The following is a 14,403-nucleotide window of genomic DNA, read 5'->3' on the forward strand; positions in this document are numbered from 1 at the left end:
GGCCGCCGCCCCCGCCGCCCAAGCGCCCGCCAAGAAATAAGGCCCGGCCATGAATCAGCTTTCCGCCTGGGCGATCAAGAACCCCATCCCCATCATCCTGCTGTTCCTGCTGCTGACGCTGGGCGGCGTGACCGGCTTCGCCGGGATGCGGATCAACAACAACCCCGACATCGACTTTCCCCTAGTCGCGGTCACGGCCGCGCGCCCCGGCGCCGCCCCGACCGAGATGGAGGTGCAGGTCACGCGCGTGATCGAGGATTCGATCGCCGGCCTGTCCGGCGTGCGCCACATCTATTCCAACGTCTCGGACGGGGTGTCTTCGACCACCATCGAGTTCGAACTGGGCACCGACACCGAGCGCGCCACCAACGACGTCCGCAACGCCATGAGCGGGGTGCGCGCCAGCCTGCCCCAGGACATGCAGGAGCCGACGGTCCAGCGCATCGACATCACCGGCGACGCCCTGATCACCTATGTCGTGCGCTCGGAAACCATGACGCCCGAGCAGATCAGCTGGTTCATCGACAATGAGATGAGCCGCGCCCTGCTGGCGCTGGGCGGCGTCGGCGAGGTCAACCGCTCCGGCGGGGTGGACCGCGAGATCCGCGTCGAACTGGACCCGCAGCGGCTCAGCGCCTACGGCGTGACGGCGGCCCAGGTCAGCCAGGCCCTGACCAACGTGAACAACAACCTGCCGGGCGGTCGCGTCACCATCGCCGGGTCCGAGCGCGCCGTGCGCACCCTGGGCGCCGCCGGTTCGGTCGAGCAGTTGCGCGAGACCCTGGTGCCGGTCGGCGACGGCAAGAACGTACGCCTGGGCGACCTGGGCGCGGTGGTCGACAAGTGGAGCGAACCGCGCCGCCTGGCCCGCTACAACGGCCAGGAGGCCGTGACCTTCAACTTCCTGCGCTCGCGCGAGGCCAGCGAGGTCAAGGTCTCCGAAAAGGTCCGCGCCGAGGTCGAGAAGATCGACGAGGCCCATCCCGAACTGACCATCGAACAGGTCACCTCGAGCGTGAAGTACATTGAGGAATCCTACCTCGCCTCGCTGGAGGCGTTGATCCTGGGCGCGGTCCTGGCGGTCATCGTGGTGTGGATCTTCCTGCGCGACTGGCGGGCGACCCTGATCGCGGCGACGGCCATGCCGATGTCGCTGATCCCGACCTTCGCCATCCTGGGGCCGATGGACCAGTCGCTGAACGTGGTGACGCTGCTGGCGCTGTCGCTGACGATCGGCATCCTGGTCGACGACGCCATCGTGGAGATCGAGAACATCGTCCGCCACATGCGCGACGGCAAACCGCCCTATGACGCCGCCTTCGAGGCCGCCGACGAGATCGGCCTGGCCGTCGTGGCGACGACCGGCACCATCATCGCCGTGTTCGCGCCCGTCGGCTTCATGCCCGGCATCATCGGCCAGTTCTTCAAGGCCTTCGCCCTGGCCGCCTGCATCAGCGTCTTCTTCTCTCTGGTGGTTGCGCGTCTGCTGACGCCGCTGATGGCGGCCTACATGCTCAAGCACACCCACCATGAGGACAAGGATCCCTTCTGGATGGGGGGCTATCTGCGCTCGCTGAAGTGGTGCCTGCGCCACCGCTGGATCGTCTTCATCATGGGCGGCGCCTTCCTGTTCGGCTCCATCGGCCTGTCGATCGCGGCCAAGATGTCGTTCGAGTTCATGTCGCCCGCCGACGAGGGCCGCGCAGCCTTCCAGATCGAACTGCCGCCCGGCTCCACCCTGCATCAGACCGATGTCGTGGTGCAGCAGGTGACGCAGAAGCTGAACGCCCGGCCCGAGGTCACCTCGGTCTACGCCGCCATCGGCGGGCAGTCGGTGAACCAGGCCAATGTCTACGCCGACATGGTGCCCAAGAGTAAGCGCGAGCTGAGCCAGCAGGCCTTCGCCCGCGTCATGGTCGATGAGATGAAGCAAATCCCCGGCGCCCGCATCCGCGCCGGCATCGCCCAGCAGGGCGGCGGACCGGGCGACGGCACCAGCTACACCTTCTCCATCCTGGGCGACGATCCCGTCGTGCTGGAAGCCGCAGCCCGCAAGGTCGAGGAGGAGATGCGCGGGGTGCCGGGCCTGGCCAATATCGTCAACACCGCCGCCATCGCCCGGCCGGAAATCCTGGTCACGCCGCGCCCGGATGAGGCGGCGCTGCTGGGCGTCTCGGCGGGGGCCATCTCCCAGGCCGTGCGCGTCGCCACCATCGGCGACATCGACCAGAACCTGCCGAAGTACAATCTGGGCGACCGCCAGATCCCCATTCGCCTGCAGCTGACCGAGGCCGCGCGCGAGGATCTGAACGTGCTGGAGACGCTGCGCGTGCCGACCGCCTCGGGGGCCGCCGTGCCGCTGAGCGCCGTGGCCGACATCGAGTTCGGCGCCGGTCCGGCCACGGTCAGCCGTCAGGACCGCTCGCGCATCGCCTCCATCTCGGCCGAGCTGGACGGCATCACCACCGGCGCGGCGGGTCAGGCGGTCAACAAGCTGCCCTCGGTGAAGAACCTGCCGACGGGCGTGCGCCAAGTGCCCGCCGGGGACGCCGAGTTCATCCAGGAGATGCTGGTGGGCTTCGGCATCGCCTTCCTGTCCGGCATCCTGCTGATGTATGCGGTGCTGACCCTGCTGTTCAAAAGCTTCGCCTATCCGATCACCATCATGGCGGCCCTGCCCCTGGCCATCGGGGGGGCCTTCATCGCCCTGGTGATCTCGGGCAAGAGCTTCTCCATGTCGGCCCTGATCGGGGTGCTGATGCTGATGGGGATCGCGGCCAAGAACTCCATCCTGCTGGTCGACTACATCATCATGGCCGAGAAGAGCGGGCTGAGCCGCTTCGCCGCCATCATGGACGCCGCCCACAAGCGGGCGCGGCCGATCCTGATGACCACCTTCGCCATGGGGGCGGGCATGGTGCCCATCGCCATCGGCTGGGGCGCCGACGTGGAGTTCCGTTCGCCCATGGCCGTGGCCGTGGTCGGGGGGCTGATCTCCTCGACCTTCCTGTCGCTGCTCTACATCCCGGCGGTGTTCACCATCATCGACGACATCGCCGGCTTCGGGCGGCGCATGCTGAACCGGATGTTCGCCGGGCAGCGGAGACTGGCGGGGGAAAACCACACCCCGGCGGAGTGAGGCGGCCGGCTCGCGGTTGAATGAGGAAAAGCCCCCGGTCATGCGGCCGGGGGCTTTTTCGTATGGCGGTCGCGTTCGATAGCCGCTCATCCAGCGGACGCCGGGATCCCGTCAGCCCGTCGCCGACCCTGCCTGATTATGGAGACGTTCTGAGGCCAAAACACTGGCCCCCGGCGTCAGCCGGGGTGAGCGGGATTGGGCCCTCCGTCCCACGCGGTCCCGCCAAAAGCAAAGGGCGGGCCGGATTGCTCCGCCCCGCCCTCAGACTCTCAGACGCCCTGCTGGATCAGTAGCGGACGCGCAGGGTCATGCCGTAGGTGCGCGGCTGGCCCATGAAGGCGTTGTAGGTCTGGGTGTCGCCGGCCGGGCTGTAGTACGTGCCGTTCGGCTGGACCGTGGTCTGGAAGGCCGAGCCCTGCAGCGGAGCGTTGATGGCCACCTGCATATACTCTTCGTCCGTCAGGTTCTGGCCCCAGATGTCCAGCGCCCAGTTCTCGTCTTCCGCGCCCAGGGTGATGCGGCCGTTCAGCAGGGTCATGGCGTCCTGCATCTTGTAGGGCAGCAGGTCGGAGCCGGTGTTGAACTCGGTCGAGTATTTTGCCGACAGGTTCATACCCAGCTTCAGCCCCGCGCCGATCGAACGGTCGAAGGCCACGGAGGCCGTCGCCGACCATTCCGGCGCGAACGAGGCGCGGGCGCCCGGCAGCAGGGACAGCTGCGGGAAGTTGCCGGGGTTGGTCAGGTCGGCGGCGGTGAAGTCGCCGTACTTGGTATCGGTGTAGGTCACGCCGCCCGACAGCGACAGGCCCTCGACCGGCGTGAACCAGACGAAGTCGGCGTCGACGCCTTCCGAGGTCAGCTCAGGAATGGATTCGACCACGAAGGCCGTGCCCAGGAAGGTGTTGAGTTGGAAGTCCTCGAACTTCTGATTGAAGTAGGTGATGTTGAACAGCACCGAACGGTTGAACAGGGTGTTCTTCAGCCCGATTTCATAGCTGTCGACGGTCTCCGACGGGAACAGCAAGGAGTTGTTCGGCGTGATCGGCAGCGGGTTGGCCGCGGTCGGCCCCTGCACCCGGTCCATATTGTAGCCGAACGACTTGTAGCCGCGCGCGTAGGAGGCGTAGGCCATCACGCTGTCGTTGAAGCGATAGCTGCCCTTAATGGTGCCGCTCAGCTCGCCGTTGTCGTGGCTTTCCGAGATTCGACGGTTGTCGAACTGCGGATTGGCCCAAGGCAGGCAGATGTTGGCGGCCAGACGACCGGCGGTGGCCTGAGCAGTCGCTTGGTTCAGGCCCGCGCCCATCAGGGCGCCGGTCATGGCGCCGATGTTGCCCAGGGCGCCGCCGCAGGCCGCGCCGTTGGTTCCCAGGTTGTCCTGAACGCCCAGCAGGCGTTTGTCGTCCAGGGTGTAGCGTAGGCCCAGGGTCAGATCGAATTTGTCGGTGACGCGCCAGGTGTTGTTGGTGAAGAGGGCGAAAGATTCCGTCGTCTGGCTGTAGTGGTCCTGCACGCCGTGGCCGACGCCGAAGCCGGGGCCGCTAGGCGCCGTCGGGCCGGTGGTCGCGCTGCCGCCCTGCACCAGGCAGCCCGCCAGGAACTGCGCCGTCGTGCTCGGACGGGTCAGGCAGCCGATGATGCCGGGACGGATCGGAATGGCGCCGCCCGAGCCGGCGTTCAACTGGCTGGAGATCAGCAGCGACAGGAAGGGCGTGTAGCCCGCGCCGTACCAGTAGCTGTCGGCGCGATCGATGTTCTCGCGCGTCATGAAGGCGCCGACCAGCCAGTCCAGGCGGTCGGTGGCGCCCGCCAGGCGGAACTCCTGGGTCAGGTTCTCCAGCTCGAAGCCGTAGCCGCCGTCGTCCACGCGATAGAGCAGGTCGGCGGTGGTGTAGTCGAGGTCCATGCCGTTGACGCCCGACCAGTTCCGCCACGAGGTCAGCGAAGTGAAGGTGGCGTTCCACGACGGAATGTCGATGTTGGCCTCGACGGAGAGGCCCATGTCCTCCATTTCCTGCCCGGTGCCGCGGTTGGCGTAGGCCTTGCGCGAGAAGGGCAGTTCGCCGAAGCCCGGCGCCGGGGCGGCCTGCTGGCCGCCGACGGCTTGGATAATCGGATAGGTCTGGCCGGTGCGGACCTGGGTCGAGACGCAGCAGTATTCGTCGCGCTTGGAGTAATCGGCGATCAGGCGGATCGACACGTCGTCAGAAGGCAGGATCAGCAGTTGGCCGCGCGCGGTCCAGAAGTCCTGGTTCTGGTCGTCCTGCTCCTGACGCGGGCCGGGGCCGGTGACGACGTCGTAGAAGCCGTCACGCTGACGCTTGGCCACATAGAGGCGGCCGGCGATCTGATCGGTGATCGGGCCGGTGATCGACCCGGCCAGGCCCCAGGCGTTGAAGTTGCCGTAGGTGGCCTCGGCGCTGAAGCCCGGCGTGAAGGACGGCGCCTCGGTGATGATGTTGATGACGCCGGCCGAGGTGTTCTTGCCGAACAGGGTGCCCTGCGGCCCCTTCAGCACCTCGATGCGGCTCAGCTCGCCCAGGTCGCCGAAGCCGACGCCGTTGCGCGAGCGGTAGACGCCGTCGATGACCACGCCGACCGAGCTCTCCAGGCCGGGGTTGTCGCCGACGGTGCCGACGCCGCGGATGCGGGCGGTGGTGGCGGTTTCCGACTGGGTCGAGGTGACGGTCATGCCCGGCGTCAGGATCTGCAGATCCTTGATGTCGCGGACCCCGGCGCCGTCCAGCGCCTCCTGCGACAGGGTCGTCACCACGATCGGCACGTCCTGCAGGCTCTGTTCGCGCTTCTGGGCGGTGACGATGATGTCGTCGACCGTGGTCGGTCCGTCCTGAGCGGCGGCGGCGCCGACAAGACCGAAGGCTGCGACGCCGACGACGGCGACCGAAGCGGTGCAGCGGAGGATGTGGTTCAAACGCATAAGGCGGCTCCCCGACTCTATGGGCCCGACCGCATTCGCGGCCGTGCGCGATTCCTGTCCCTGATGACCCGCGCTCATTGAACGACGCGAATTCTCATTCAAAAGGGGTAGTCCATGGTCGAGTCACCGACAAGGAGAGGCCACTTGGAGAACGATAATTTCACCCAAGCCCGCCTCACCTGTGGCGATAAAGAGACAAATATACTGACGTTAGGTCAATGTTATCGTCGTTCAGGTAGCCGAAGCGACTGATTTAGCATCGCGTCTTTTCTTTCGCCCGGCCTCGGCGAGCGCCAGAATCGTCGCCGCCATGACAGCCGACAGCAGCGACCCGCCGATGACGCCCAGCTTGACCTCGATCTGCTCGGGTGAGTCCACCGCGCCGGGGAAGGCCAGGACGCCGATGAAGAGGCTCATGGTGAAACCGATGCCGCACAGCAGGCTGACGCCGTAGAGCTGCATCCAGCCCGCGCCCGACGGCTTGTCGCCCAGGCCCAGCTTCACCGCCAGCCAGGCGACGCCGAAGACGCCGATCTGCTTGCCGATGAAGAGGCCCAGCGCGATGGCGATGACCAGCGGGGCGAAGGCCTGCTCCAGCGACAGGCCGGCGAAGGAGACGCCCGCCTTGGCGAAGGCGAACAGGGGCAGAACCAGATAGGCCACATAGGGGTGCAGGTCGTGCATGGCGTCCTTGAGCGGGCTCTGCGAGGTCTCGCGGCGCGGATCGACCGGCACGATCAGGGCGAAGGCCACGGCGGTCAGGGAGGTCGACAGCCCCGACTGCACCGTCAGGTACCAGACGGCGCCGAAGCCCAGCACCCAGAAGGCGGCCGCCATGCGGCGACGCCCCAGGACGGCGAAGACGGCGATGACGCCCAGCGCCGCCAGCAGCGGAACCCACTGCACCCCCTGGCTGAACAGAATGGCGATCAGGGCGATGGCGCCCAGGTCGTCGACGATGGCCAGGGTCAAGAGGAAGACGCGCAGGGAGGACGGCAGACTGCGCCCGACCACGGCGAAGACGGCCAGGGCGAAGGCGATGTCGGTGGCCAGGGGAATGGGCCAGCCCTGCGTGGGTCCGCCCAGCGCCCCGACCACGCCCAGGTAGACCAGGCCCGGAATCGCCATGCCGCCCAGGGCGGCCAGGATGGGCAGGGCCAGCTTCTTGGGATTGCTCAGTTCGCCCTTGAGGATCTCGTATTTGATCTCCAGGCCGACGACGAGGAAGAAGATCGCCATCAGACCTTCCTTGATCCAGTCGGAGACCGTCTCTTCGAGCCGCAGCGGGCCGATCTGGACGGTGTGGACGCTCTTGAGCCAGGCGAAATAGTCGGCCGACAGGGGCGAGTTGGCGACGATCAGGGCTGCGACGGCGGCGAGGCCCAGGACGGCCCCGGAACCGGCCTCGGTCTTGAGAAAGGCGAGCGTGAATTTTCTGGCCACGAAGGTCTCCGAAACAATGAGATGGTCTGTCGTGGCGTCAGGTTATCGACGGACGCCGGACCGGATTCGCGCGCAAGGCGGCGCCGGCCTGGCCTCGGGATCGGTTCACGCGAGACCTGATGTCTGCGGGAGAAAATACGGATCGGCGACGAAGGTTCAAGCCTGATCGGCCAGATCGGGCTCGCAGTTGCGAAATGCGCGGCGAAGGCGCATCTGCCGCCCATGCCCGTCTCCCCCGCCTATCGCCCCGAACCCCGCTTCTTCGACCTGGGCGCCGACTACGGCGACCCCGTGCAGGCGGCCGATTTCCCGCAGACGATCCTGCGCCTGCGCAACGACCGCGCGGCGGCGCAGGTCGGGCTGGAGACGCTGAGCGACGCCGAATGGATCGCCCATTTCGGCCGGTTCGAACCCCTGCCCGGCCAGCCCGCCCCCGTGGCCATGCGCTATCACGGTCATCAGTTCCGCGTTTACAACCCCGAGATCGGCGACGGGCGCGGCTTCCTGGCGGCGCAGATGCGGGAAGTCCCTCAAGCAGCCTCCCTCCGCGAGGGAGGCGATAGGGACACTCAAAATCCCCGCCTTCTCGACCTGGGAACCAAAGGCTCGGGCCAGACGCCGTGGTCGCGTCATGCGGACGGGCGGCTGACGCTGAAGGGCGGCGCGCGCGAGGCGCTGGCGGCGGCCATGCTGGACAGCCTGGGCGTGCCGACCTGCCGCATCCTGTCGCTGATCGAGACGGGCGAAGACCTTGAGCGACATGACGAGCCGTCGCCGACGCGGTCGGCCGTCATGGTGCGGCTGTCGCACAGCCACATCCGGTTCGGGACGTTCCAGCGCGCGGCATACTATGGGCGCAAGGATCAGATCGAGGCGCTGATGGAGCACGCCCGCAGCCTGTATCATCCGGCGGTCGCGCCGGGCGACGCGGCGGGCTTTCTGGCGGCGGTGGTCGAAGCCTCGGCGGCGCTGACGGCGAAGTGGATCGCGGCAGGCTTCGTCCACGGGGTGCTGAACACCGACAATCTGAACGTCACGGGCGAGAGCTTCGACTACGGCCCGTGGCGCTTCCTGCCCCACTATGAGCCGGGCTTCACCGCCGCCTATTTCGACCAGAACGGCCTCTACGCCTTCGCGCGCCAGCCCGAGGCGGTGTTCTGGAACCTGACCCAGCTGGCGGGCTGCCTGAAGCTGATCGCCGAGCCCGAACCGCTGGCGGCGGCGCTGAACGCCTTCGGCCCGGCCTACATCCGCCATCTGCGGACGGCCTTCCTGAACCGGCTGGGCGTGCAGAGCCTGGGCGAGGCGGCGGACCAGCGGCTGCTGGACGCGACCCTGGCGCTGGCGCGCGAGAAGAAGGAGGCCCTGCGCTGGGAGCCGCTCTTCTTCGACTGGTTCGGCGGCTTCAGCTCGGCGGCGCGGGCGCTGGGCGGGGTGCGCGGCAAGACCTATCAGGGCGAGACCTTCGACGCCTTCCGCTTCGCCCTGATGGAGCATGAGCCGGACCGGCCCGAGCGGCTGGAGCATCCGATGTTCGCCGCCCCCGAGCCGGAAGAGATGCTGATCGACGAGGTCGAGGCCCTGTGGAGCGCCATCGATACGGCCGACGACTGGGCCCCGCTGCAGGCCAAGCTGGCCCGACTGGAGACGGCGAAGGCGGCCTGGCGTCTTTGACGCCTCGCCATCCCCGCGCACGCGAGAATGGGCGAATATTGTGAAGTCGCGCCCTTAAGTCATCAATTGATGTCATCGAGCGTTGACTCGAAATCCGCCCGGGCGTAGAGGCGGATGATCCCGGTTGGGTTACGAGGAATTGTGGTTTCGGCCCTGCTGTCGCCACGTCGTTCTCCGACCGTGATCACAGATTGTTTCAGCCGCTTGCAAATCGGAACCCTGCAACTGATCTTGTGTCTGTTGCGAATTAACGGTTACGGCCATGACGACGACCACCTTGACCAATCATCAGGCGCGCGCCCGCGCCGACTACCTGAACATCGCGCTTTGGACCTTCCAGGGCTGGATCGCCATGTTCTTCATCGCCGCCGGCTACGCCAAGCTGTCCGAACCGATGGAGAATCTGATCGTCCTGATGCAGTGGCCCGCCGCGGCCGGCGAGGCCTTCGTGCGCGGTCTGGGCGTCGCCGAGATCATCCTGGCCGCCATGGTTCTGGCGCCGCTGGTCTCGTGGCGCTTCGGCCGCCCCCTGCTTCTGACCGCAGCGGCGGGCCTGCTGATCCTGGAGAGCATCGCCCTGGGCGTGCACGCCTTCGGCCTGGACCTGGGCCTGAGCCTGACCAACGTCTTCCTCATCGCCGTCACGGCGCCGGTGCTGTGGCTGCGCCGCCGCTGAGCCGCCGCATCGCTTAAAGGTTTTGCGGGTCCGCTTCTCCCCCTCCCCCCCCTGAGGGCCCGCAAATACAGAGGCCGCGACCCGTCCCCGGTCGCGGCCTTTTCTTTTTGTCCGCCGACGCCCTCTCGCCCGCTCGTTCACAACTTCGTAGCCCGGCGCGCGAAAAGCTTCCCTTTACGTCCGCGTCAAGTTATGAAGTCGTCATGCCGATTGCTGACGAACATCGCACCTATTCCATCCGGCAGCTGTGCCGCGAGTTCGGCGCGACCGCGCGCGCGCTGCGCTTCTATGAAGACAAGGGCCTGCTGACGCCGTCGCGCAAGGGTCAGACGCGGGTCTACGGTCCGCGCGACCGCGCCCGGCTGAAGCTGATCATGCGCGGCCGGCGCATCGGCTTCACCCTGGTCGAGATCCAGGAGATGCTGGATCTGTATGACCAGAAGGACCACAACGTCCATCAGATGGCCATCGCCCTGCCGCGCCATCGCGCCCGCATTCAGGCGCTGAAGCAGCAGCTCGAAGACATCGAAGGCGCCATCGAGACGGCCGAGGCCGCCTGCGCCTGGATGGAGTCCAAGCTGACGGAACACCGTCCCGACCTTCTGCCGGGCGCAGAGGCCTACGCCAGCCTGCTGAGCGAGCGTCTCAACGACCCCGACGATCACTTCCTGACCTTCAAAGCGAGAGCCTGATCCCATGAGCTACAAGGCGCCCGTCCGCGACCTGTCCTTCGTCCTGCATGACGTTCTGAAGGTCGAGAACTACGGCAACCAGCTGCCCGACGCCGACCTGTCGCGCGACCTGATCGACCAGATCGTCGAGGAAGGCGGCAAGTTCGCCGAAGAGGTCATCGCCCCGATCAACCGTCCCGGCGATCTGGAAGGCTGTCACATCGAGGGCGACGTGGTGACGACGCCCAAGGGCTGGAAGGAAGCCTATCACCAGATGGTCGAGGCCGGCTGGCCCTCGCTGGGCTTCAGCACCGAGTTCGGCGGTCAGGGGATGCCCTCGGTCGTGTCGAGCGCGGTGGGCCAGTTCACCGCCGCCGCCAGCGCCGCCTTCTCCATGTATCCGGGCCTGACCAGCGGCGCCTTCCACGGCATCGAGGCCAGCGCCTCGGACGAGATCAAGCAGAAGTACCTGCCGAAGATGGCGTCGGGCGAATGGACCGGCACCATGAACCTGACCGAGCCGCAGTGCGGCACCGACCTGGGCATGGTCCGCACCAAGGCGGTCAAGAACGACGACGGCTCCTATTCGATCACCGGCCAGAAGATCTGGATCTCGGCGGGCGAGCACGACTTCGCCGACAACATCATCCACACGGTGCTGGCCCGCGTCGAAGGCGCGGTTCCGGGCATCAAGGGCCTGTCGCTCTTCGTGGTGCCGAAGTTCCTGGTGAATGAGGACGGTTCGCTGGGCGAGCGCAACGGCGTGTCCTGCGCGGGCCTCGAGCACAAGATGGGCATCCACGGCAACGCCACCTGCGTCATGGCCTATGAGAACGCCAAGGGCTGGCTGATCGGCGAAGAAGGCCGCGGCATGAACAACATGTTCGTGGTCATGAACGAGGCGCGCTTGGGCACCGGCCTGCAGGGCCTGGCCATCGGCGACGCCGCCTATCAGGCCGCCGTCGAGTTCGCCAACGACCGCCTGCAGGGCCGCAGCCTGACGGGACCGAAGAACCCGGACGGCCCGGCCGACCCGATCATGGTCCACCCGGACGTGCGCCGCATGCTGCTGGAAGCCAAGGCCTTCGTCGAAGGCGGCCGCGCCTTCATCCTGTGGACTGCGCTGCAGGCCGACCTGCAGAAGGCCGCCGATGAAGCCGTCGCCACCAAGGCCAAGGACTACATGGGCCTGATCACGCCCGTGCTGAAGGCCTATCTGACCGACAAGGGCTTCCACGTCGCCTCTCTGGCGATGCAGGTTCACGGCGGCTCGGGCTACACCGAGCACTTCCCGGCCTCGCAGTATCTGCGCGATGCGCGGATCACCATGATCTATGAAGGCACCAACGGCATTCAGGCGCTGGATCTGGTCGGCCGCAAGCTGCCCGCCAACGGCGGCCGCGCCATCATGAGCTGGTTCGCCGACATTGACGCCTTCGTCAGCGAGAACGGCGACGACGAGGCGATCAAGCCCTTCGTCGAGGGCCTGGCCGACGCCAAGAAGAAGCTGCAGGAGGCCACCATGTGGCTAATGCAGAACGGCATGGCCAACCCGGACAATGCGGCGGCCGCCTCAACCGACTATCTGCATATCTTCGGCCTGACGGCCTACGCCTTCCTGTGGGCGCAGATGGCCAAGGCGGCGCAAGAGAAGATCGCGGCCGGGGACGCCGATCCCTACTACGCCAACAAGCTGATGACCGGCCGCTACTTCGTCGAGCGCATCCTGCCCGACGCCGGGGCGCACCTGAAGAAGCTGAAGTCCGGCGCCGAGGTGCTGATGCAAATGCCCGCAGAGGCGTTCTAATCCGCTTCTGATCCAGGGGCCTCTCTCGCCGCAGCGGGGGAGGCCCTTTCTTTATCGCAGAAGGGCGGCGCAGACCGCCCGCGTCAGCAGGAAACAACCCTATGAACGTCCTAGGCAGCCCCGATCCCGACTTCATGCGCGAAGAGGAGATCGTCCTCTTCTCCGACTCCGTCGCCAAGTGGATCGACGAACACGCCCCGCCAGAGAAGTTCCAGCAGTGGATCGCCGCCTCCTCGGTGCCGCGCGGGCTGTGGAACGCGGCGGGCGAAGCGGGCCTGCTGGGCCTGTCGCTGCCGGAAGAGGACGGCGGCTTCGGCGGCGATTACCGGCACGAAGTCGTGCTGATGCGCCAACTGGGCTGGAAGGGCGCGGACCACTTCGGCATCAGCCTGCACAACGCCATCGTCATGCCCTACATCTGGCACTACGGCACGGCCGAGCAGAAGGCGCGCTGGCTGCCGCGCCTGCAGTCGGGCGAACTGGTCGGCGCCATCGCCATGACCGAGCCGGGCGCGGGTTCAGACCTGCAAGGGGTCAAGACCACCGCCGTCAAACAAGGCGACCACTATGTCCTGAACGGCTCCAAGACCTTCATCACCAACGGCCAGCTGGCCAATTTCATCATCGTCGTCGCCAAGACCGACCCGGCCGAGGGCGCCAAGGGCACCAGCCTGATCTGTCTCGAAACCGACGGGGCCGAAGGCTTCGAGCGCGGCCGCAACCTGCACAAGATCGGCATGGAGGCGAACGACACCTCCGAGCTGTTCTTCAACGATGTGAAGGTGCCGCTGGAGAACGTCATCGGCGACACTGAGGGTCAGGGCTTCGTCCAGCTGATGCAGCAGTTGCCGCAGGAGCGACTGAACATCGCCGTTCAGGGCGTGGCCGCCGCCGAGCGCGGGCTGGAGGCGACGCTGGCCTACGTCAAGGAGCGCAAGGCCTTCGGCAAGCGCGTCATCGACTTCCAGAACACCCAGTTCAAACTGGCCGAGATCAAGACCAAGCTGACCGTGGCCAAGGTCTTCGTCGACCACTGCATCGGCCTGCACCTGAAGGGGCAGCTGGACGCCGCCACGGCCTCCATGGCCAAATACTGGGTGACGGACATCCAGGGCGAGACCATCGACGAGATGCTGCAGCTCTTCGGCGGCTACGGCTATATGACCGAATACCCGATCGCCCAGCTGTACAAGGACGCCCGCGTCCAGCGCATCTACGGCGGGACGAACGAGATCATGAAGCTGCTGATCGCGCGGACGCTTTAAGGGCGCCGTGCGGCGCCAAGGGAGATCAGGGACGGATGGCCGCCCATAGCGAGACGGACCTGTCAGAAGCGCTGCGCGCCGTCGAATCCCTGATCGCCAAATGCGAGAAGGCGGTCCTGAAGCTGGCCCCCGGCGCGGCGCAGCACACCCTTCTCGTCCGCCGCATCGCCGCCTTGAAAATCGCCCGCGATCTGATCGAGGAACGGCTGGACGCGACGCGCTGAGGCCCGTCAGCGCAGCAGCAGGGCGCCCGCGACCAGGGCGCCGGCGAGCACAATCGAAGCGGCGATCCACCGCCCGGCCGAGACGATCGACCGGGCGGTTTCCTTGTCCGACGCTGCGTTGACGACCGGGTCGGCCGTCAGGCCGCGCGAGGCGGCGCGGATCAGGCGGGGCAGGTCGTCGCTGGCCGCCGACAGGTCCAACAGGGCGCCGATCAGGCGGTTGCGCAGGGCCTCGGGGCTGCGGCTGGAGAAGAGGGCGCGGCTCCAGGCGCCCTTCATCGTCTTGACCAGGTCGAAGTCGGGATCGACGCGCGACAACACCCCCTCGATCGTCACCAACGCCTTGAGGATCAGCACCAGATCGGGCGGCGCCGCCACCCGTTCCTGCCGCATCAGCCCCATCAGATCGGCGACGATGGCGGGCAGATCGACCGCGCCCTGACCGTGGCGGGCGATCAGCCGCTCGGCCCCGGCGGTCAGGCTGGCGCGCGAGACGTCCGTCCCCTCGGTCCAGTCGGCCAGCACCTCGGCCATGCGGGCGCCGTCGCCGGCGGCCAGCGACTGGA

The 14,403-nt window shown here is 67.0% G+C and carries 9 protein-coding genes and 1 pseudogene; 7 read left to right on the forward strand and 3 right to left on the reverse strand.

The features are described from left to right. The first annotated feature begins 49 nt into the window (after positions 1 to 49). The gene (locus BDIM_RS02020) at positions 50 to 3,139 is read left to right on the forward strand and encodes an efflux RND transporter permease subunit (RefSeq protein ID WP_003163896.1); all 3,090 of its coding nucleotides are present in this window, start codon (positions 50 to 52) and stop codon (positions 3,137 to 3,139) included. Positions 3,140 to 3,425: 286 nt separating this feature from the next. Here the strand turns inward: BDIM_RS02020 and BDIM_RS02025 are convergent, their stop codons facing one another. Both BDIM_RS02025 and nhaA read right to left on the reverse strand, forming a co-directional pair. Beyond that, positions 3,426 to 6,077 carry a TonB-dependent receptor gene (locus BDIM_RS02025; RefSeq protein ID WP_003163897.1) on the reverse strand — a complete coding sequence of 884 codons (2,652 nt, stop codon included), beginning with the start codon at positions 6,075 to 6,077 and terminating at the stop codon, positions 3,426 to 3,428. A gap of 231 nt (positions 6,078 to 6,308) precedes the next feature. Continuing rightward, positions 6,309 to 7,520, reverse strand: coding sequence for a Na+/H+ antiporter NhaA (gene nhaA, locus BDIM_RS02030; RefSeq protein WP_003163898.1), 1,212 nt, complete (start codon positions 7,518 to 7,520; stop codon positions 6,309 to 6,311). Between the two features lie 222 nt (positions 7,521 to 7,742). On the opposite strand from nhaA, the gene BDIM_RS02035 reads away from it, so the two are divergent. From BDIM_RS02035 to BDIM_RS02060, 6 genes are all read left to right on the forward strand, one after another. After that, entirely contained in the window at positions 7,743 to 9,194 is a 1,452-nt protein-coding gene (locus tag BDIM_RS02035) for a protein adenylyltransferase SelO family protein (protein WP_003163899.1), read from the forward strand. A gap of 262 nt (positions 9,195 to 9,456) precedes the next feature. Continuing rightward, positions 9,457 to 9,870, forward strand: coding sequence for a DoxX family protein (locus BDIM_RS02040; protein WP_003163900.1), 414 nt, complete (start codon positions 9,457 to 9,459; stop codon positions 9,868 to 9,870). 203 nt (positions 9,871 to 10,073) lie between these two features. Beyond that, positions 10,074 to 10,562, forward strand: a complete 489-nt coding sequence (locus BDIM_RS02045) for a MerR family transcriptional regulator (protein ID WP_003163901.1) — start codon at positions 10,074 to 10,076, stop codon at positions 10,560 to 10,562. A 4-nt stretch (positions 10,563 to 10,566) separates the two neighbouring features. Further along, a complete protein-coding gene (locus tag BDIM_RS02050) occupies positions 10,567 to 12,348 on the forward strand; it encodes an acyl-CoA dehydrogenase C-terminal domain-containing protein (RefSeq protein WP_003163902.1) in 1,782 nt (593 codons plus the stop codon). Positions 12,349 to 12,449: 101 nt separating this feature from the next. Then, on the forward strand, positions 12,450 to 13,613 hold the full coding sequence (locus BDIM_RS02055; protein WP_003163903.1) for an acyl-CoA dehydrogenase family protein: 1,164 nt from the start codon (positions 12,450 to 12,452) through the stop codon (positions 13,611 to 13,613). 35 nt (positions 13,614 to 13,648) lie between these two features. Continuing rightward, positions 13,649 to 13,837 (forward strand): hypothetical protein, encoded by a 189-nt coding sequence (locus BDIM_RS02060; protein ID WP_003163904.1) that lies wholly within the window; start codon positions 13,649 to 13,651, stop codon positions 13,835 to 13,837. A 6-nt stretch (positions 13,838 to 13,843) separates the two neighbouring features. Here BDIM_RS02060 and BDIM_RS18270 read toward each other — a convergent pair. Then, positions 13,844 to 14,403: pseudogene (locus BDIM_RS18270) on the reverse strand (AarF/ABC1/UbiB kinase family protein); the annotation flags it as partial.

It is taken from the genome of Brevundimonas diminuta ATCC 11568 (assembly GCF_000204035.1).
In the GTDB taxonomy this organism is placed as follows: Bacteria; Pseudomonadota; Alphaproteobacteria; order Caulobacterales; family Caulobacteraceae; genus Brevundimonas; species Brevundimonas diminuta.

Coding starts and splice junctions, on each gene's coding strand:
- BDIM_RS02020 (WP_003163896.1), top strand. CDS start 50: ATGAATCAGCTTTCCGCCTGGGCGATCAAGAACCCCATCCCCATCATC.
- BDIM_RS02025 (WP_003163897.1), bottom strand. CDS start 6,077: ATGCGTTTGAACCACATCCTCCGCTGCACCGCTTCGGTCGCCGTCGTC.
- BDIM_RS02035 (WP_003163899.1), top strand. CDS start 7,743: ATGCCCGTCTCCCCCGCCTATCGCCCCGAACCCCGCTTCTTCGACCTG.
- BDIM_RS02040 (WP_003163900.1), top strand. CDS start 9,457: ATGACGACGACCACCTTGACCAATCATCAGGCGCGCGCCCGCGCCGAC.
- BDIM_RS02045 (WP_003163901.1), top strand. CDS start 10,074: ATGCCGATTGCTGACGAACATCGCACCTATTCCATCCGGCAGCTGTGC.
- BDIM_RS02050 (WP_003163902.1), top strand. CDS start 10,567: ATGAGCTACAAGGCGCCCGTCCGCGACCTGTCCTTCGTCCTGCATGAC.
- BDIM_RS02055 (WP_003163903.1), top strand. CDS start 12,450: ATGAACGTCCTAGGCAGCCCCGATCCCGACTTCATGCGCGAAGAGGAG.
- BDIM_RS02060 (WP_003163904.1), top strand. CDS start 13,649: ATGGCCGCCCATAGCGAGACGGACCTGTCAGAAGCGCTGCGCGCCGTC.